At 59.9% G+C, this 17,568-nt stretch carries 19 protein-coding genes and 1 tRNA gene; 7 read left to right on the top strand and 13 right to left on the bottom strand.

Going from position 1 to position 17,568, the window contains the following annotated elements; translation table 11 throughout:
- Nucleotides 1–47: 47 nt before the first annotated feature.
- From ACSQ87_RS13025 to ACSQ87_RS12980, 10 genes are all read right to left on the bottom strand, one after another.
- Nucleotides 48–341: a DUF971 domain-containing protein gene (locus ACSQ87_RS13025; protein WP_223432523.1), complete on the bottom strand. Its 294-nt coding sequence runs from the start codon at nt 339–341 to the stop codon at nt 48–50.
- Nucleotides 338–1,300, bottom strand: coding sequence for a HEAT repeat domain-containing protein (locus ACSQ87_RS13020; RefSeq protein WP_223432524.1), 963 nt, complete (start codon nt 1,298–1,300; stop codon nt 338–340). The genes ACSQ87_RS13025 and ACSQ87_RS13020 overlap by 4 nt, the downstream gene beginning before the upstream one ends.
- Complete coding sequence (locus ACSQ87_RS13015) at nt 1,297–2,145, bottom strand: ABC transporter ATP-binding protein (protein WP_223432525.1); 849 nt, start codon at nt 2,143–2,145, stop codon at nt 1,297–1,299. Before ACSQ87_RS13015 ends, ACSQ87_RS13020 begins: the two co-directional genes overlap by 4 nt.
- On the bottom strand, nt 2,145–2,927 hold the full coding sequence (locus ACSQ87_RS13010; RefSeq protein WP_223432526.1) for an ABC transporter permease: 783 nt from the start codon (nt 2,925–2,927) through the stop codon (nt 2,145–2,147). Before ACSQ87_RS13010 ends, ACSQ87_RS13015 begins: the two co-directional genes overlap by 1 nt.
- A 245-nt stretch (nt 2,928–3,172) precedes the next feature.
- Complete coding sequence (locus ACSQ87_RS13005) at nt 3,173–4,576, bottom strand: ABC transporter substrate-binding protein (protein ID WP_223432527.1); 1,404 nt, start codon at nt 4,574–4,576, stop codon at nt 3,173–3,175.
- Between the two features lie 264 nt (nt 4,577–4,840).
- Nucleotides 4,841–5,086 (bottom strand): 4Fe-4S dicluster domain-containing protein, encoded by a 246-nt coding sequence (locus ACSQ87_RS13000; protein ID WP_007946457.1) that lies wholly within the window; start codon nt 5,084–5,086, stop codon nt 4,841–4,843.
- A 26-nt stretch (nt 5,087–5,112) separates the two neighbouring features.
- Nucleotides 5,113–6,843: a fumarate reductase/succinate dehydrogenase flavoprotein subunit gene (locus ACSQ87_RS12995; RefSeq protein ID WP_223432528.1), complete on the bottom strand. Its 1,731-nt coding sequence runs from the start codon at nt 6,841–6,843 to the stop codon at nt 5,113–5,115.
- Nucleotides 6,844–6,854: 11 nt separating this feature from the next.
- Nucleotides 6,855–7,607 carry a GntR family transcriptional regulator gene (locus ACSQ87_RS12990; protein WP_123368107.1) on the bottom strand — a complete coding sequence of 251 codons (753 nt, stop codon included), beginning with the start codon at nt 7,605–7,607 and terminating at the stop codon, nt 6,855–6,857.
- An 82-nt stretch (nt 7,608–7,689) separates the two neighbouring features.
- A complete protein-coding gene (locus ACSQ87_RS12985; protein ID WP_223432529.1) occupies nt 7,690–8,661 on the bottom strand; it encodes a Gfo/Idh/MocA family protein in 972 nt (323 codons plus the stop codon).
- 16 nt (nt 8,662–8,677) lie between these two features.
- A complete protein-coding gene (locus ACSQ87_RS12980) occupies nt 8,678–9,565 on the bottom strand; it encodes a Dyp-type peroxidase (RefSeq protein WP_223432530.1) in 888 nt (295 codons plus the stop codon).
- A gap of 334 nt (nt 9,566–9,899) precedes the next feature.
- On the opposite strand from ACSQ87_RS12980, the gene ACSQ87_RS12975 reads away from it, so the two are divergent.
- On the top strand, nt 9,900–11,525 hold the full coding sequence (locus ACSQ87_RS12975) for an NADP-dependent glyceraldehyde-3-phosphate dehydrogenase (protein ID WP_223432531.1): 1,626 nt from the start codon (nt 9,900–9,902) through the stop codon (nt 11,523–11,525).
- 47 nt (nt 11,526–11,572) lie between these two features.
- Nucleotides 11,573–12,613, top strand: coding sequence for an FUSC family protein (locus ACSQ87_RS12970; protein ID WP_223432532.1), 1,041 nt, complete (start codon nt 11,573–11,575; stop codon nt 12,611–12,613).
- A gap of 14 nt (nt 12,614–12,627) precedes the next feature.
- On the opposite strand, the gene ACSQ87_RS12965 is transcribed toward ACSQ87_RS12970, so the two are convergent.
- Nucleotides 12,628–13,524, bottom strand: a complete 897-nt coding sequence (locus ACSQ87_RS12965; protein ID WP_223432533.1) for a DMT family transporter — start codon at nt 13,522–13,524, stop codon at nt 12,628–12,630.
- 135 nt (nt 13,525–13,659) lie between these two features.
- Here ACSQ87_RS12965 and ACSQ87_RS12960 point away from each other — a divergent pair, with 135 nt between their 5' ends.
- Nucleotides 13,660–14,097 carry an Lrp/AsnC family transcriptional regulator gene (locus tag ACSQ87_RS12960; protein ID WP_008155029.1) on the top strand — a complete coding sequence of 146 codons (438 nt, stop codon included), beginning with the start codon at nt 13,660–13,662 and terminating at the stop codon, nt 14,095–14,097.
- 64 nt (nt 14,098–14,161) lie between these two features.
- Here ACSQ87_RS12960 and ACSQ87_RS12955 read toward each other — a convergent pair whose 3' ends face one another.
- A complete protein-coding gene (locus tag ACSQ87_RS12955; protein WP_223432534.1) occupies nt 14,162–14,833 on the bottom strand; it encodes a Bax inhibitor-1/YccA family protein in 672 nt (223 codons plus the stop codon).
- 122 nt (nt 14,834–14,955) lie between these two features.
- On the opposite strand from ACSQ87_RS12955, the gene ACSQ87_RS12950 reads away from it, so the two are divergent.
- Nucleotides 14,956–15,043 (top strand) — tRNA-Ser (locus tag ACSQ87_RS12950).
- A 204-nt stretch (nt 15,044–15,247) separates the two neighbouring features.
- Nucleotides 15,248–15,457: a hypothetical protein gene (locus ACSQ87_RS12945; protein ID WP_436273662.1), complete on the top strand. Its 210-nt coding sequence runs from the start codon at nt 15,248–15,250 to the stop codon at nt 15,455–15,457.
- A gap of 288 nt (nt 15,458–15,745) precedes the next feature.
- On the opposite strand, the gene ACSQ87_RS12940 is transcribed toward ACSQ87_RS12945, so the two are convergent.
- On the bottom strand, nt 15,746–15,871 hold the full coding sequence (locus ACSQ87_RS12940) for a hypothetical protein (RefSeq protein WP_436273661.1): 126 nt from the start codon (nt 15,869–15,871) through the stop codon (nt 15,746–15,748).
- Between the two features lie 372 nt (nt 15,872–16,243).
- On the opposite strand from ACSQ87_RS12940, the gene ACSQ87_RS12935 reads away from it, so the two are divergent.
- Together ACSQ87_RS12935 and ACSQ87_RS12930 are read left to right on the top strand one after the other, a co-directional pair.
- Nucleotides 16,244–17,179, top strand: a complete 936-nt coding sequence (locus tag ACSQ87_RS12935; RefSeq protein WP_436273660.1) for an AraC family transcriptional regulator — start codon at nt 16,244–16,246, stop codon at nt 17,177–17,179.
- The gene (locus ACSQ87_RS12930; RefSeq protein ID WP_436273659.1) at nt 17,140–17,526 is read left to right on the top strand and encodes a cupin domain-containing protein; all 387 of its coding nucleotides are present in this window, start codon (nt 17,140–17,142) and stop codon (nt 17,524–17,526) included. Before ACSQ87_RS12935 ends, ACSQ87_RS12930 begins: the two co-directional genes overlap by 40 nt.
- Nucleotides 17,527–17,568 lie beyond the last annotated feature (42 nt).

Here is a 17,568-nt window from a genome sequence, read left to right as displayed (position 1 = left end):
CCACCGCCTTCGCGAGCAAGTCGAATCGTCGCACCGCCGCTCCCACATTAGATTTCAGTAGGTTCGGGGGTGAGTTGTGCCAGGTAGGGCCAGGGGTAAATGCCGCGTTCGTGGCCATCGCTGAATACCAGTTGCAGACCGTAGCCCTGGGAATTGAGTTCGACCACACGGATGCGCTCATCGACTTTCACCCTCAACCCCTGCAACCGAAACGCCCGGCATTGCGAGCACGGGCATTGGCGGCGCAATTCAGCGTGATCCAACAACTGCTCGCGACCATCCGGCCAGTTCAACCGCAGCTGCTGTTTACCTTGGGAATTGCCAATCGCCACCGGGTTCATTGCAGCTGACTCAAGGCGATGCGCACGGCTTTGCGCACTTCCGGGTCGCCGTCGTCCTGCGCGGCCTGCAAGGGTGCGATGGCGCCCCGATCGTTCAATTCTCCGAGGGCCAGGGCGGCTTCCTTGCGCAGGTTGCTGATGCGATGGCCGAGGGTTTCGATCAACGCTTCAAGGGCCGGGACGTAACGCAAACGGCCGAGGCTACGAGTGGCGCGCAGGCGGACTTGCCAGTAATCGTCACTCAAGGCTTCGACCAAGGCCGGGCCGGCGTCGACGTGCCCGATCTTACCCAGCGTGGTGGCAGCCTCTTCGCGGACTTGCCAGGCTGCGTCCTGCAAGGCGTGGCGCAACGCCGGCAGCACCTGGGCGTCGGACGCCAGGCCAAGGGCACCGGTGGCGGCGCGGCGGACTTCGGTGTCCGGGTCGTCACTGGCTAATCGAGCAAGCGCCGGCAAGGCATCGATCTGCTTAAGCCAGCCGAGTACGCCGACAGCTTCGCGGCGAACACTGGCGTCTTCATCGGTCAATGCCCCTAAAGCGGCAGCGGCGGCATCGGGAAAGCGCAACTCACGCAAGGCCCGGAAAGCAGCGATGCGCACGTTGATGTCGGCATGCCCGGTCCACGGCAGAATCACCCTGCCCGCCGCCTCGGTCTTGAGCAGGCTAAGGCTTTGCGCGGCGGCCGCTCGCACGGCTTGGGAAGGATCGGTCAGCGCCTGACACAGCGCTTCCACCACCGGTTCGTCCTCCCAGGCTTCGAGCAATCGTGCGGCTTCGGCGCGGACTTCTTCGGTCGGGTCTTGCGCAAGGCGATTGACCAGCCACAGCAAACCGTCCGGCTCTTCAAGGTCGGCCAGTTCGATCAGGGCAATTCTGCGCACGCCGGGATCTTCATCCGTCAGGCGTGGTTGCAGGGCGAGAATGTCGTCGTTATCGGTTACATCGAATAGAGAGGTCATAGGGCAAATCGCGGCAGTTTGTTTTCAAGGGGAAGTCCGAGAGGGTTCAGGCGCGGTAACTGCCGACCGTCTTCGTGACGCAGCAACTCGAGGCAATGACGCTTCAAGCGGGAGAACTCGTGGCTGGTGACCCGTTCGGTGGTGCGTGGCCGTGGAAAATCGAGGCGCAGGTCTTCAATGATCCGGCCCGGGCGCGAACTCATGACCAGCAGCCGATCGGCGAGGAACAGCGCTTCATCGATGTCATGGGTGACGAACACCACGGTGGTGCGAATTCGCGTCCAGATGTCCAGCAGCAGCTCCTGCATGTTCAACCGGGTCAGCGCGTCGAGGGCGCCAAAGGGTTCATCCATCAGCAACAGGCGTGGGCGGTTGATCAGCACCCGGGCGATTTCTACCCGTTGCTGCATGCCACCGGAAAGCTGATCGGGCCAGCGCTCGGCAAACCCTTCGAGGCCCACCAGGGCAAGGATTTCATCGGCAGCTTTATGCCTTTCGGCTTTTCCGATGCCGCGCATTTTCAGGCCGAAAGCGACGTTGTCGCGCACGGTGCGCCAAGGGAACAGCGTGTGGTGCTGGAACACCATGCCGCGCTGCGGGGACGGGCCCGAGACCGGCGCACCGTCGACTTTCAGGGTGCCGGTTCGCGGTTGCAGGTGACCGGCCAGCGCACCGAGCAAGGTCGATTTGCCGCAACCGGACGGCCCGAGAATGCACACGAATTGCCCCGGCTCGATCTGGCAATCCAGACCTTGCACGGCTTCGAAGGCTTGCTTGTGTTCGCCGAGGACAATGGACAATTGTCGGATGTCGATCCGCCCTTCAGGGGTTTGCATCACGCTCATCAGGCTTTTCCTCGTGGTCGGTGCCAAGGCGTGAACAGCCCGCCCAGACGTTTGATCAGCAGGCTGCTGCCCATCCCCAGTACGCCAATCAGCAACATGCCGACCACGATGTCGGCGTAGTTCTGGATGGTGTAGGACTCCCAGGTGTAATAACCAATGCCGTATTGGCCGGAGATCATTTCGGCGGTCACCAGGCAGAACCATGAGGTGCCCATGCCGATAGCCAGGCCGGTGATGATGCTCGGCGCGGCGCCCGGCAGGATCACCTCCAGCAGAATCGCCCGGCGCCCTGCCCCGAGGCTTTTCGCCGAGGCGATCAGCCGAGGGTCGACGCCTTCGACGCCATGCACGGTGTTGAGCAGAATCGGAAACAGCGCGCCGGTGAAGGTGATGAAGACCATCGACAGCTCTGAGGATGGGAACATCAGGATCGCCAGCGGAATCCAGGCCACGGCGGGGATCGGACGCAGGACTTCCAGCGGTGGTAGCAGCAGGTCTTCAGCCCATTTCGAGCGACCGATGGCCAAGCCCAACGCGATGCCGATGATCAGCGCCGCGAGGTAACCGGCGAAGACTCGGCTGAGGCTGCTGCCGAGGTGTTGCGCGAGCTTGCCGGAGTCGCCGAGGCCGAGGGCGGCTTCGATCACCGCCAGTGGCGTCGGGACGTTGGCGAAGGTGACCAGGCCGAGGTTCCAGTGGTGACTGGCGGCGAGTTGCCAGAACAGGAGGCAGAGCAGTAAGGAGGCTGCTCGGGGAATCCAGCGGGCGAATGATCTGTGCATGGATGGAATACCAGCTTGATTCGGTTGAATTGAAGATCTTCGGTGTGGGTTGAAATCCCCCCCTCACCCCAGCCCTCTCCCCAGTGGGGAGAGGGGGAAAGGGAGCCGATCTCCATACTTTTCAAAGCCTGAGTTCGACTCGAGGTCGCAGGTCGCAGTACATCGCCCAAACACCTCGGTCAGTCCCCTCTCCCCTCTGGGGAGAGGGTTAGGGTGAGGGGTGGTTCTTGAGTCCACCCCACAACTCAGCGGGTAGCGACTGCCTGGGTGGTGGCGTCGGTGAAGTCGAAGACTTTTCCGCCCTGGGCCGTGGCAAATTGTTGGGCCTGGCCTTTGAGCAGAAACGCACTCAGCCGCCCTTTCGCATCACTGGCAAACCACGCCTGATCCGCCAGCAACTTGATCCCGCTGTCACTCGCCTGGGCATACACCGCGCGGATGTTTTTGCCTTCCTGCTTCAGGCTGGCCAACGCGGTGAACGCCGACTCCGCCGAGGCGTACTGCCGAACCTTCGGCTCGCCACGCACCCAGATCTCCGACACATGACTGAAATCGGTGATGGCTTTGCCACTCGACGCATCCACCGCCTTGAGCGGCGTCTGCCCGTAGTTGGCCAGTTGCGCGGTGTAGTCCAGATTCGACGCCTTGAACGCGGCGCGGATGTATTGGTCATCGATGAAGGTATTCAGATCGAGACCACGATCAGCCTTCTTCAGCAGCTTGAGGGTATCGATGGCAGTCCCAACGGCCTGACGGTATTCCGGCTTCCAGCTGAGGTCGCGAGTCTGCACGCCGAGTGGACCGTGGAACAGGTAATTGACCTCGGCATCGACGCCGGTGACCTTGGCGATCAACTCGCTGTATTTCTCCGGCTCAGCCGCGAGCAACTGGTTGGCTTCGATGCTCGCCCGCAGGTAAGCCACGACGATTTCCGGGTACTTCTTCGCGTAGGCCTGATCCACCAGCGCGCCGTGGAAGGTCGGCGCATTGGCCTGGGCGCCGTCATAAATCTTGCGCGCGAAACCACGGCTGGGGAACAGTTCGGCGAACGGCACGAAATCGGCGTGGGCATCAATCTTCCCGGCCTGCAATGCCGAGCCGGCGACTTCCGGCGGCTGGGCGATGATGTTCACGTCTTTCAGCGGATCCCAGCCTTGGGCAGCCACGGCCCGCAGCAACATGCCGTGCGCCGTCGAGGCGAACGGCACGGAAATGGTTTTGCCTTTGAGCTCCGCCAGCGACTGCACGCTCGAGGCGCTCGGCACCACAATGCCGTTGCCACTGCCCTTGATGCTGCCCGACAGCACGCTGATAAACAGGCTGTGCTTGCCCGCGGTTTCGAACGCCACACCGTTGAACGAACCGGGGAAATCGGCCATCGCACCGAAGTCGAGTTTGCCGGCGACCATCTCGTTGGTCAGGGGCGCGCCGCTGGTGAAGTTCTTCCACTCCACCTCGTACTTGGCGTCTTTGTAGGGGCCGTCGTGGGGCAGGTATTTGTCCAGCAGGCCCAGTTCGCGAATCAACAAACCGCCGGCGGCGCAGTTGATCGTGGTGTCCTGGGTGCCGATGGCAATGCGGATGGTTTCGGCCGATGCCGACAAGGTGAATGAAGCCAGTACCAGACCGGCTAATGCTGCACGCAACATAGATGTGTCCCCTCGAATCATTTATAGGATGTTCGTCTCCGCCACGATCAGGGCGCGGTGGGAAACGAGGGGTGTTTTGGATCAGGCGTCCGGTGGTTGCCGGATAGCGTTAGGTTGTTTGGACTGGCCTCTTCGCGAGCAAGCCCGCTCCCACAGGGTTCTTTGGAGTTTTCAAAATCTGAGGCACAGCACAAATCATTGTGGGAGCGGGCTTGCTCGCGAAGGCGTCCGATCAATCAATGGAGATGCCATCTGTGTCCACACTCAGCGCAACAAATAAGGAATCTCGACTTTCACCGCCCCGGTCGGGCAGTCCTTTTCACACGGCATGCAGTACCAGCATTCGTCGAACGCCATGTAGGCCTTTTGCGTGGCCGGGTTGATCGCCAACAGATCCATCGGGCAGACGTCGACGCACACGGTGCAGCCTTTGTGGGCAATGCAAAGGTCCTCATCGACCGTGACGGGCGCATTGGAGCGGAAGAAGATTTCCTGGGGTTGATAGGCCATTTCGCGGTCTCTCTTTTTTGTGATGCTCAAGCAGCAAAGGCACCGACTCTCAGCCGGTCGTAGGCCTGCATTTCATCGGCGTCCAGCGGGATGATGTAAGGCTCGACGGCTTTCTTGAAACTGCTCATCACGCCGTTTTCATCCTTCTTCAGGTGGCAATGGCAGAACCAGTCGCTGTCGTTGCGTTGCGGGTGGTCGACCCGATAGTGGTAAAGCCCCCAGCGACTTTCGGCGCGGAACAGCGAAGCGCGGGCGGCCATTTCGGCGCAGTCGCGGATCATGCTGACTTCCATTGCGCGCATCAGTTCGTGGGCGTTGTGGGCCTTGATCTGATCGAGATCGCGCTGGATATCGCTGAAGCGTTGCAGGCCGATTTGCATCTTCTTGGTCACTTTCGGCGGTTGCAGGTAGTCGTTGACGAAGCGCCGCAGCTTGTACTCGACCTGAGCCGGCGGCAGGCCATGTTCGCGGTCCAGCGGTGCGTAGACCCGAGCCTTTTCCGTTTCAATCTGCTGGGCATCGACCGCTGAAAACTCGCGTCCGGCGACAAAGTCCGCCGCATTGGTGCCGGCAAACCAGCCGTAGGTGAACGCGCCGAGCATGTAATTGTGTGGCACCGCAGCCATGTCACCCGCCGAGTACAAGCCCTTGACCGAGGTCTCGGCCTTCTCGTTGACCCACACACCTGATGCCGAGTGACCGCTGCAAAAACCGATTTCCGAGATGTGCATTTCGACCATTTGCGTGCGGTAGTCAGTGCCGCGATTGGCGTGAAACTGGCCGCGACTCGGGCGTTCGTTGCTGTGCAGGATCTCTTCGATGTTCTGGATGGTTTCCTCGGCCAGGTGATCGAGTTTGAGGAACACCGGACCGTTGCCGCTTTCGAGTTCCTGGTGGAACTCCCACATCATCTGGCCGCTCCAGTAATCGCATTCAATAAAGCGTTCGCCCTTATTGTTCGCGGTGTAGCCGCCCAACGGACCGGTGACGTAGGCGCAGGCCGGGCCGTTGTAATCCTTGATCAGCGGGTTGATCTGGAAGCATTCCAGGTTCGCCAGTTCTGCCCCGGCGTGATAAGCCATGGCGTAACCGTCGCCAGCATTGGTTGGGTTTTCGTAGGTGCCCATCAGGTAACCCGACGACGGCAAACCCAGGCGCCCGGCGGCGCCGCAGCAGAGGATCACGGCTTTGGCCTTGATCACGTGGAAGTCGGCGGTGCGGCAATCGAAGCCCATCACGCCATTGACCGCGCCCTCTTCGTCCGTCAGCAATCGCGTGCAGACCAGCCGATTGGTGATGCTTACCCGCGCCCGTTTCAACTGGCGATACAGGACTTTTTTGATGTCGTGCCCTTCCGGCATCGGCAGCACGTAGGCGCCCATGTGGTGGACCTTTTTCACCGCGTAGTCGCCGGTTTCATCCTTCTCGAACTTCACGCCCCAACGATCCAGCTGCTCGATGGTTTCGAAGCTGTGGGTCGCGTAGGCATACACCGCTGCCTGATTGACGATGCCGTCATTGGCGATGGTGATTTCCTTGGTGTACTGCTCGGGCGTCGAGTGACCGGGAATGATCGCGTTGTTCAGGCCGTCCATGCCCATGCTGATCGCGCCACTGCGTTTGACATTGGCCTTGTCGATCAGCAGCACGCGCAAATCGCGGTTGCGTTCCTTGGCCTTGATCGCCGCCATCGGTCCTGCGGTGCCGCCGCCGATCACGACGATGTCGTATTCCTGTTCGAGCGTCTTTCTAGTCATTGAGCCGTGAGTCATGCCTGCGCCCCTTTTTGCCGGTCGATCCGCAGGCGGTACTGGAAGGCATCGCCGCGGTAGTAAAGGTGTTCGAAGTCCACGGGTTGGCCGCTGGCGTCGTGGGTCAGGCGCTCGATGCGCATGATCGGCGAGCCGGGCTCGACGTTCAGCGCCTGGGTCAGGTCGCTGTCGGCCAGCACCGCGTCGATGGCCAGATCCGCGTGACCGAGGGCCAGGCCGCAGTCGTTTTCCAGGATCAGAAAAATGTCGCGAGTGACAAGGTCGGCCTTCTCCAGGCGCTCACCGATGGCTTTGGGCAGGTAGGTGATCTCCAGGGAAATCGGCTCGCGGTTGATCAGCCGTACGCGTTTGATCTGCGCCACCGTCTCGCCTTCGGCGACGTGCAAGCGCTCGGCAACGAGTTTGTCGGCGGCAATGAATTTGAAGCTGCGCAGGCGGTTGATCACCTCGTAGCCGCGACCGGTCATGGACTCGGCGAGGCCTTGCAGGGTGCTGACGTTCTGGAAGGTTTTTGGCTTGGCGACGAAGGTGCCTTTGCCGTGGATCTTGAAGATCAGCCCTTCTTTCTGCAGATCCCCCAGGGCTTGGCGCACGGTGATGCGGCTGACTTTGAACAGCGCGCCGAGTTCGCTTTCGGAAGGCATCTGGCTGTCTTGTGGGTATTCGCCGTCAAGGATGCGGGCGCGCAGCACATCCCGCAGTTGAGTGTGCAGCGGAACGCTACTGAGGGAGAGAACGTTATCGGTCATGGAAGATCACTTGTTATAACGAGTTATGACGTGATCTTAAAGTTCTAATGGGAGGCTTGAGAAATACTGTTTGAGCATAAGGTTAGAAGCCGCGCTTGAGGATCTGGTCCATCACCCAATCGGTTTTCAATGCCTGCTCGGCCACAGCCGGATGCTGCGCCTCACCCCGAATGTGCGCGTTCATGCCCAGTACGTGATGCCACTGGATGTGCTCATGATTCTCGATGTGCAGGCTGAGGGTTTCATCGGCTTCAAGCTGAACCGGATGTTCATCGAATACGGAAAAGCTGATCCGGCCTTTGCTGCCGATCAGCTCGACCCGATCTCCGCGGCGGTCCGCAACAAAATTCCAGCAGCCCATACCCAGGACGCCCGAAGCAAACCGCCAACTGGCGCTGACGGCGTCTTCAGCGGCATACAAACCGGCCTGGTGCGCGGTAAACCCGGCGACTTCGACGATGTCACCGAGCAGGTACTGGAACAGGTCGAAGCCATGGCTGGCCAGGTCGGCGAAATAACCACCGCCAGCAATGGCCGGGTCGGTACGCCAGTTATCTGTACCACCAAGATCGATCGGAGATGGCGCTTTGGTCAGGGTCCAGGTCAGGTGCCGTACCTCGCCGATCCGCCCTTCCTCCAGCCATTGCCGCACCTGCTGGAAGCGCGGCAGCGAGCGTCGGTAGTAGGAAACAAACAGGTGCAGCCCGGCATCGGCAAAGACCTTCTGCATCTCACGGCTTTGCCCGGCATTCAACGACATCGGTTTTTCGACGCAGCAATGTTTGCCGGCGGCGGCCACCCTCAAGGCGTAAGCGTGATGACTGTCAGGCGGCGTGGCGATGTACACCGCGTCGACCTCGGGATCATTGATCAACGCGTCGACGTCGGTGTAGACCCGAGCGATGCCGTGGCGCGCGGCGTAATCGGTCACCGCGTCCAGACGCCGACCCATCACCGCCACCAACGCCGAGCCGGGCGCCTTGTAGAAGGCCGGCCCGCTCTTGCGTTCAGCGACGCTGCCACAACCGATCATGCCCCAGCGCACCACGTTCATACTCACTCCCTGATGTTTAGCCGATGCGCAGAGCGCGCAGGTCCAGATGACCGTCCTTGAGCGGCGGGCACCAGTAGTAGCCGCCGGTGATCGGCCGGCTGATGCGGTACAAACCGTCGGTGATGCCGTCTTCCAGACCGCTCATGCGGCGCAATTGGGCTTCGAAGGCATCGAGGGAGAAACCGAAGGCCAGGAACATCAGGCCGGCGCGATCGCCTTCGATCCAGGGCATGGAACGGCGCACCACGAAGGCCTCGGGGGCGAAGCTTTCCTGGGCGGTGCGTTTGACGTGAGCGGAAATCGGCGCGTCGTCGATCTCTTCGTTGTCGCTCAAACGACGGCCCATGATGTTGTCCTTCTCATGGGGCGGCATCGCGTGGAAGCCTTTCAGATCATGCTGCCACTGCTGGATCGCGGCGAAGCTGCCGCCGACCATTCCGTCAGCGCCGTCACTCACCAGCGCAGCGGCAACGGCGGCTTCGTCGTGAGGGTTTTCGGTGCCGTCTTCGTAACCGGTCAGGTCATGGCCGGTGAGGTGGCGGAAGGTTTCGTTCATCTGCACCAGGCGCAGGGCCGGGGCCAGCGCGGCTTCGATGGCGTTGCTGCGATTGAGCAATTCGCCACGGTCGACACCGTGCAACCAGCACCAGAGCGCGTGCTGGGTCGACGGGTTGTCGACGCCGACACCGGTCAACGCTGGAAAGGCGCGCAGGCCTTCGATTTGCCCCTTGAGGGCCTTGACCAGGGATTCACCGAACCCGACCACTGCCGACTTCCCGTCCACCAGCCCCTTAAGATTCTCCAGCGCAGCCGGCAATGCAGCGGCGGATTCGAGTGCGAAGAACATATGACGGGCTTGAGGCGGAACTGGGGTGGCGAGAATGCCCGGCTGGTAGTAACTCATATGAACTCCTTTGAGAAAGAGCGTGAAGTTTAACCGCAGCATCGGTCGTTGTGTGTTTTCAGGTCAAAAGATCGCCCTGTAGCAGCTGCCGAGCCTGCGAGGCTGCGTTCGGCGGCGAAGCCGTCGTGAAATCGAATATCGCGGTGTGTCAGGAAAACCTTGCGTACCGGGTTTGCGACGGCTTCGCCGCCGAACGCAGCCTCGCAGGCTCGGCAGCTGCTACGACGACCCGCAACGTCGAGCCAAAAAATCATAAGATGAGCCATGACAAGCGAGTCCCAGGTCTGCTAAAACGATTCATCAGTGCATCACCCAATCCAGACGGGGTAGCGACATGACCACAGCACACATCCTTGGCAACCTGTTTCCCGACGCCACCGACATCCCGGAAAAATACCGTCTCGACGGCCAGACCGAGCAGCGTGAATACCTGGTCGACGGCGAGCTGAAAACCTGGTCCGGGCCCCTCGCCCAGGTCCGCAGCCCGGTGTACCTGACGGGTGAAAATGGCGATGAACAAGTGATCCTCGGCAGCACGCCGCTGCTCGACGCCGACACCGCATTGACCGCCCTCGATGCCGCCGTCCGCGCCTATGACCGTGGCCAGGGCCTGTGGCCGACGATGCGCGTGGCCGAGCGCATCCAGCACGTCGAAGCCTTCCTCGGACGCATGCGTGAACAGCGCGAAGCCGTGGTCAAGTTGCTGATGTGGGAAATCGGCAAGAACCTCAAGGACTCGGAGAAAGAGTTCGACCGCACCTGCGATTACATCGTCGACACCATCAACGCGCTCAAGGAACTCGACCGCCGCTCCAGCCGCTTCGAACTGGAACAGGACACCCTCGGCCAGATCCGCCGCGTACCGCTGGGTGTGGCGTTGTGCATGGGACCTTACAACTACCCGTTGAACGAAACCTTCACCACGCTGATTCCGGCGCTGATCATGGGCAACACCGTGGTGTTCAAACCGGCCAAGCTGGGTGTGCTGCTGATTCGTCCGTTGCTGGAAGCGTTCCGCGACAGCTTCCCGGCCGGGGTGATCAACGTGATCTACGGCAGCGGCCGCGAGACCGTCAGCGCGCTGATGGCCAGCGGCAAGATCGACATCTTCGCGTTTATCGGCACCAACAAGGCCGCCAGCGACCTGAAAAAACTCCATCCAAAACCGCACCGCTTGCGTGCGGCGTTGGGCCTGGACGCGAAAAACCCCGGCATCGTGCTGCCCGAGGTGGATCTGGACAACGCGGTCAGCGAAGCGCTTACCGGCTCGCTGTCGTTCAATGGTCAGCGCTGCACCGCGTTGAAAATCCTCTTCGTCCATGAAGACGTGGTCGAGGCGTTCATCGAGAAATTCAACGCCAGACTCGCCAGCCTCAAACCGGGCATGCCGTGGGACAGCGGCGTGGCGCTGACGCCGTTGCCCGAAGCGAGCAAAGTCGATTACCTGCACTCGCTGGTGGCGGATGCCGTCGGCAAAGGCGCCACCGTGGTCAACCCCAACGGCGGTGAAGCCCGCGCTTCGTTCTTCTACCCCGCCGTGCTGTACCCGGTGACGCCGCAGATGCGCGTCTATCAGGAAGAACAGTTCGGCCCGGTCGTGCCGATCGTGCCTTACCGGCATCTGGACACGGTGATCGATTACGTCCTGGAATCGGACTTCGGCCAGCAGCTGAGTATTTTCGGCACCAATCCGGTGGCGGTCGGCCGACTGGTGGATACCTTCGCCAACCAGGTCGGCCGGATCAACCTCAATGCCCAGTGCCAGCGCGGCCCGGACACTTTCCCGTTCAACGGCCGCAAGAACTCCGCCGAAGGTACGCTGTCGGTGCATGATGCGCTGCGGGTGTTTTCGATCCGGACACTGGTGGCGACCAAGTTCCAGGAAACCAACAAAGAACTCATCAGCGAGATCATCAGCGGACGCAGTTCGAGTTTCCTGACCACCGATTACATCTTCTGAGGAGACCGAGCCTGAGCACATTCAGAGCCAATCGACTGCCACCGCTTATGCGCCGAGTGCTGCGTCCGTTGCTGGACCCGTATCGGCGCTATCGCCACGCCCGGGTGATCCACGCGGTGCGCGTGTCGCTGGGATTGCTGGCAACGATCCTGCTGACCACCGGCATCAATCTGCCCCACGGTGAGTGGGCGTCGGTGACGATGCTGGTGGTGATCGGCGGTTTGCAGCACCACGGCAACATCGGAAAAAAAGCCGCCGAACGCGCCATCGGTACCTTGATCGGTGCCGGCGTCGGTTTGCTGCTGGTGGCGCAACAGGCGTGGCTCGGGATGCCGTGGCTGACCTATTTCGCGATGGCCGTGGTGTGCGGGTTCTTCTCGTACCACGCCATCGGCAAGGGCGGTTACACCGCGTTGCTCTCGGCGATTACCGTGTTTATCGTCGCAGGGCATGGCGACAACCCGATCACCGACGGGTTGTGGCGTGGGGTGGATATCCTGATCGGCATCGCCCTGGCCCTGGCGTTTTCTTTCGCCCTGCCGCTCTACGCGGTTTATTCCTGGCGCTACAACCTGGCCGACGCCTTGCGCGACTGCGCGACGATCTACGGGCGCATCATCAATGGCCAATCGGTCACCGATGACGAACACCATAAACTGGTGGGCCGCCTGAACACGGTGATGGTGCAACTGCGCTCGTTGATGCCGTCGGTGTCCAAGGAAGTGCGGATCTCCATGACCGAACTCGACGCCATTCAGCGTCATCTGCGGATGTGTGTCAGCACTTTGGAAATCCTCGGCAACACCCGGCCGGACGCCAGTGACCCCGATGCCATGGCCCATCTGCAATCGGCATTGAAAGCCGAGCATCGGCTGATTCGGGTGCAACTGATCGGTATGGCCCGGGCGCTGAAATCCGGGGCGTCCCAGCGGCTCAGTCGGCCCGTCGAACTGCCGTCGGATTCAAGCCTGACCGAGCCGGTTTACAATCCGCTGGACGGTTACCGGTTATTGGTCCGGCAATTAGCCGCCAACATCGGCGAGATGCGCCAGCGCCTGGCCAAGACGGCACCGCGCTGGAACATCTGACGTTTCTTTACGGCTTACTGCGTCGTCACCGTCCGACGAAACTTAAGGTTCCAACCCTGTTGCATGCCAGCAGCGGCCAACAGAATTGCGGCGACACCGATCCATTGCAGCGGCTCCAGGCGATGGCCGAAAGCGAACCAGTCGACAAAAATCGCTGCAATCGGGTAGATAAAGGACAGCGCACCTGTCAGTGCCGTCGGCAGTTTTTGAATGGCGCCGTAGAGCAGCACATACATCACGCCGGTGTGGACAATGCCCAGGGTTACCAGACTGGCCCACGCGCTCGGCGCTTGCGGCAGTGCCGAAAAGTGCGCGAATGGCGCGAGTAACAGCACGCCGGTGGTGACCTGGACCAACGCGATCAGATGCGGCGGTGTACCGGTCAGGCGCTTGATGATCAACGCGGCAATCGCGTAAAGAAATGCCGCCCCCAGCGCCAGCGCGATGCCCATCAGGTAATCATTGCCGCTCTCGCCCTGCCCGCCATGTGCGCTGACAATCGCCAGCATCCCGAGAAACGAGAGGCCCAGCCAGAACAGTTTCTGCAGGGTGATTTTTTCGTTGAGGAACAACGCGGCCAACCCCACCAACATGAACGGCTGAACGTTGTAAACCGCGGTGCCGATGGCAATCGAGGCGCGGGAGTAAGAAGCAAACAACAGCACCCAGTTGCCGACAATCGCCACGCCGCTGAGCACGGCCAGCAAGAACGTGGTGCGGGTCAGAATGCCGGGGCGCAGAAAGCCGAATGCCGCGCAAATCAGCAACAACGTGCCGGCGCCGAACACGCAACGCCAGAACACTACGTCCAGCACCGGCTGCCCGGACACCAGCACGAACCAGCCGATAGTCCCGGAAATCAGCATGGCGGCGGTCATTTCGAATGACCCGTGACGTATTGTTTTGTCCATCATCAGACTCCTGTGTTTGAGCCCAAAGTATGCCCATCCGCTGGGGGGCTTCTCCAGAGCAAAAAGCAGGCTAAACTCGGTTTCTGCCTTTTTTATCAAGGCGGTTTGAATTAATTGCCTAATAGGGGTTTCGCCATGACCGACGATATCGACCAAGTGCTGATCACGGCATTGATGGAAGACTCACGCCGCTCGCTCAAGGCCCTGGCGCAGATCAGCGGCCTGTCTTCGCCCAGCGTCGCCGAGCGTTTGCGCCGCCTCGAAGAGCGTGGCGTGCTCAAGGGTTACACCGTCGAGATCGACCCCAAATGCTTTGGCTATCAACTCCAGGCCATCGTCCGTATTCGTCCGCTGCCAGGCCAGTTGCAGGAAGTGGAACGGCAGATTCAGGCCATTCCCGAATTTACCGAGTGCGACAAAGTCACTGGTGACGACTGTTTCATCGCCCGCCTGCATGTGCGTTCGATGGAGCAACTGGACACCCTGCTCGACCGTCTAAACACCCACGCAGAAACCAACACGGCGATCGTCAAGAAAACCCCGGTCAAGCGCCGGCTGCCACCGATGGCGTGAGTTTTACCCAAATCGCAGGCAAGAAAAAACCCGCCGAAGCGGGTTTTTTCCTCAAGGCTGACAATTAGTCATCGCGGCTCATGATGCCGAACAGCTGCAACAAGCTGATGAACAGGTTGTAGATCGATACATACAGGCTAATGGTCGCCATGATGTAGTTGCGCTCGCCGCCGTGAATGATGGCGCTGGTCTGGAACAGAATGCAGACCGAGGAGAACAGCACGAAACCTGCGCTGATCGCCAGTTGCAGACCACTGATCTGGAAGAACAGGCTCGCCAGCGTCGCACCCAGCAGCACGAAGAAGCCTGCGGTGATGAAACCACCCAGGAAGCTCATGTCCTTGCGGGTAATCAGCACATAAGCCGACAGACCGCCGAACACCAGTGCCGTCATCGCAAACGCGGAACTGACCACTTCAGCGCCGCCCTGCATGCCCAGGTAACGGTTGAGGATCGGGCCGAGCAGAAAACCCATGAAACCGGTCAGGGCAAATGCCGACACCAGCCCCCAGGCCGAATCACGGAGTTTGTTGGTGAGGAAGAAAAGGCCGTAGAAACCGATCAGCACCACGAAAATGTTCGGGTAGCCGACACGCATCTGCTGAGCGACAAACGCCATCACGCCGCTGAATGCGAGGGTGAGAGCGAGTAAGCCGTAAGTGTTGCGCAGGACGCGGCTAACCTCTAGCTGCTCAGCCTGCACGCTGTTATTAACTGCGTAATCCTGTTCGCGCATGGCGACACTCCTGTTGGTTTGAAACGTTCAGTCGCAAAGATCATAACAGACGCTCTGTAACAAGCTATGCAGAGAGTTTGACAGTGTGTTTCATTCAGGTATTATGGCGCCCGCAACGCAACGGAGGTGTGGCCGAGTGGTTTAAGGCAACGGTCTTGAAAACCGTCGACTGTAACAGGTCCATGAGTTCGAATCCCATCGCCTCCGCCATCTTTATACGACAAAGCCCTGATTTTTTAGGGCTTTGTCGTTTCTGGGGTTTGGGAATCGGCGCAGCTTTTTAGAGGCGTTACAAAACTATTCGGTAACCGTTACAAAACTTTCCGGTTTTTCCCATCCTGCGGCGTCCTGCCGATCGTTAAATATCCTTCATGTAACGCGATGCTACGCTGTCCTCAAAACAGAGGATTTGCGATGCCACATTCAGACCTGCTCCCCTCCCTGCTGTACAAGATCAACGAAAACCAGCTCGCCCTAGAAGCCGCCATCATGGAGATTTCCAATTGGGTCGAGGCCCGCGGCTCGGCCGACGTCGCCGACAACGTACGCGGCGCCCTGGACACGATCGACAAAAATGAGGAGTTCATCAAGCTGACGCTCGCAGTCCTAATGACGCCTGAGTGACAGTTATCGGCCGAGGCTGTGTAAAAACGTTTTTCAGCGCGATTGGAGCCCAGTGTTGGACTGAAAATCGCGTTTCTACGCAAAATCCAGTTCGGCTGAGCAGCCGATAATTTTCAGATTTCGCATAGACGCGCAAACTTCAATTTTGACGAAGCGTTTTTACACACTCTGGGCCAAAAGCTGTCATTCAGCTGTGCCTACGAATTTGAGGACGATTCAAATTGGCTCTCGCCTCGTGTACGAAAAGTGCCTACGCGTCGATCATGCTGCGCTCCTCGGCGGTGTACATCACCGGCCCGGCGCGCTCCAGACGATGATTTCGTAGTCGAAGCGGTTTTCCCGCGCCGCCACGCGCTCCAGACGCATGGACAATGTCTGTTCGTTCAACTGCAGCCCCTTTTTCACCACGAACATCTGGCACCTTTGGCCAGATCGAGGCGCGACTCTGTCGAGCAACGCCGAGCATTTTAAATTCCTGCGACCAAGGCCATGGCTCGACCCGTACCTACCGCTCGCATAGCGTTGGCGGTTCCTTCCGCTGCAAGGGAGATATCCCGTGGCAAACGCCGACATTACCTTCATCCCAGATCCCTGCGCAAAGTCAGGTCATCGCTCAAGCGTTTGGAATCTAGAAGCACTGAGTGCATATCTCGCCGGAGGTGAATCGAAGCACAACGTCGAGTAGCCGCTTTGGGAGCAGACACTGACGTAACCACTCGATGGCTGTATCTTTGCCCTATCAGCGGGCTATCACCGACGCGACACCAGCTTTATCGGATATTACTCATGAATCCAAGCGAATCGAATACATCTACCGACTGGGTAGTGCGAAACTCCTCGCCCGGGCGGGTGGAGCGTATCGAGGCGTGGTTCGGTGGTTATGGCTACGATCCGCACCGCCACGATACCTACTCCATTGGACGCACCCTCTCCGGCGTGCAGAGCTTCCACTACAAGGGCACCATGCGCCATGGCATGCCTGGGAATACGCTCGTCCTGCATCCTGACGAGGTGCATGATTGCATGGCCGGTACCGAGGCAGGCTCCCGCTACCGCATGGCTTACGTTGATCCTGCTTTGATTCAGCAAGTACTTGGTGGTGAGCCATTGCCGTTCATTGTCGGCGGGCTTTCGAGCCATCCACGTTTGTATCGGGCGAGCGAATCCTTTATGCAGGCAATGGATCATCCATTGGACGCTATGGAAGAACAGGACGCGCTGTTCGACCTCGCCATGGCATTACGGGCGGTCGCGGGCAAACCGCGCGGACGCAAGCGTCTGGATTACCGCGCCACCGAACGAGCCAGGGAATTCATCCTAGAGCACCTTCACATGAGCATTACGTTGGAGATGCTCGAGCACGCCAGTGGGCGCGAGCGCTGGAGCCTTTCTCGAGACTTCAGGGTTTTGTATGGCACCAGCCCCTATCGGTTCGTGACTCTGCGGCGCCTGGACCAATTCCGCGGACTGGTCCTCAATGGGTTCACACTGGTGGATGCCGCGTTGGCGGCTGGCTTTCATGACCAGAGCCACATGACCCGCCACTTCACTCGCTGTTACGGAGTGCCGCCGTCGCGTTGGCTGGAGCGGTTGCTGGCACACCGACAACTTGCAGGATCGTACAAGAGTTGCGTGCTACCCCTTCGTTACGCTGACGCCTCCAACTTGATAGAGGATACGTCATGTCTCATTCCCAGAACGGACCGAAACTGCAAACTGTGAACCTGGTGCACAAGGCGTCGAGCATAGATAAACAATGGAGTCCTCGCATCGTCGCTGAGATGAACGACTACCAGTTCAAAGTCGTGCGCATCGAGGGAGAATTCATCTGGCATTCCCACCCGGAAACCGACGAGGCATTCCTCGTACTTGAGGGGGAACTACGTATCGACCTGCCTCATGGCAGCGTATTCGTCGGCCCGGGCGAACTGTTCGTCGTGCCTCGGGGCGTTGAGCATAGGACCGCCTCCGAAGCTGAAACCAAGCTAATGATGATCGAACCTCGAGGGATTCTTAATACCGGCCATGAAGGTGGAGAGCGCACGGCCCAAAACGACGTCTGGATATAAAAAGCTGGCGCCGTCTTGCACAGGGTTGGACGGCGCTCATCC

The organism is Pseudomonas sp. LjRoot277 (assembly GCF_964253845.1).
Classification (GTDB): domain Bacteria; phylum Pseudomonadota; class Gammaproteobacteria; order Pseudomonadales; family Pseudomonadaceae; genus Aquipseudomonas.
This window is presented reverse-complemented; position numbering and strand designations above follow the sequence as displayed.

Excerpts from the sequence above, each read along its gene's own strand:
- ACSQ87_RS13025 (WP_223432523.1), bottom strand. The coding sequence starts at position 341 with ATGAACCCGGTGGCGATTGGCAATTCCCAAGGTAAACAGCAGCTGCGG.
- ACSQ87_RS13020 (WP_223432524.1), bottom strand. The coding sequence starts at position 1,300 with ATGACCTCTCTATTCGATGTAACCGATAACGACGACATTCTCGCCCTG.
- ACSQ87_RS13015 (WP_223432525.1), bottom strand. The coding sequence starts at position 2,145 with ATGAGCGTGATGCAAACCCCTGAAGGGCGGATCGACATCCGACAATTG.
- ACSQ87_RS13010 (WP_223432526.1), bottom strand. The coding sequence starts at position 2,927 with ATGCACAGATCATTCGCCCGCTGGATTCCCCGAGCAGCCTCCTTACTG.
- ACSQ87_RS13005 (WP_223432527.1), bottom strand. The coding sequence starts at position 4,576 with ATGTTGCGTGCAGCATTAGCCGGTCTGGTACTGGCTTCATTCACCTTG.
- ACSQ87_RS13000 (WP_007946457.1), bottom strand. The coding sequence starts at position 5,086 with ATGGCCTATCAACCCCAGGAAATCTTCTTCCGCTCCAATGCGCCCGTC.
- ACSQ87_RS12995 (WP_223432528.1), bottom strand. The coding sequence starts at position 6,843 with ATGACTAGAAAGACGCTCGAACAGGAATACGACATCGTCGTGATCGGC.
- ACSQ87_RS12990 (WP_123368107.1), bottom strand. The coding sequence starts at position 7,607 with ATGACCGATAACGTTCTCTCCCTCAGTAGCGTTCCGCTGCACACTCAA.
- ACSQ87_RS12985 (WP_223432529.1), bottom strand. The coding sequence starts at position 8,661 with ATGAACGTGGTGCGCTGGGGCATGATCGGTTGTGGCAGCGTCGCTGAA.
- ACSQ87_RS12980 (WP_223432530.1), bottom strand. The coding sequence starts at position 9,565 with ATGAGTTACTACCAGCCGGGCATTCTCGCCACCCCAGTTCCGCCTCAA.
- ACSQ87_RS12975 (WP_223432531.1), top strand. The coding sequence starts at position 9,900 with ATGACCACAGCACACATCCTTGGCAACCTGTTTCCCGACGCCACCGAC.
- ACSQ87_RS12970 (WP_223432532.1), top strand. The coding sequence starts at position 11,573 with ATGCGCCGAGTGCTGCGTCCGTTGCTGGACCCGTATCGGCGCTATCGC.
- ACSQ87_RS12965 (WP_223432533.1), bottom strand. The coding sequence starts at position 13,524 with ATGGACAAAACAATACGTCACGGGTCATTCGAAATGACCGCCGCCATG.
- ACSQ87_RS12960 (WP_008155029.1), top strand. The coding sequence starts at position 13,660 with ATGACCGACGATATCGACCAAGTGCTGATCACGGCATTGATGGAAGAC.
- ACSQ87_RS12955 (WP_223432534.1), bottom strand. The coding sequence starts at position 14,833 with ATGCGCGAACAGGATTACGCAGTTAATAACAGCGTGCAGGCTGAGCAG.
- ACSQ87_RS12945 (WP_436273662.1), top strand. The coding sequence starts at position 15,248 with ATGCCACATTCAGACCTGCTCCCCTCCCTGCTGTACAAGATCAACGAA.
- ACSQ87_RS12940 (WP_436273661.1), bottom strand. The coding sequence starts at position 15,871 with ATGTTCGTGGTGAAAAAGGGGCTGCAGTTGAACGAACAGACATTGTCC.
- ACSQ87_RS12935 (WP_436273660.1), top strand. The coding sequence starts at position 16,244 with ATGAATCCAAGCGAATCGAATACATCTACCGACTGGGTAGTGCGAAAC.
- ACSQ87_RS12930 (WP_436273659.1), top strand. The coding sequence starts at position 17,140 with ATGTCTCATTCCCAGAACGGACCGAAACTGCAAACTGTGAACCTGGTG.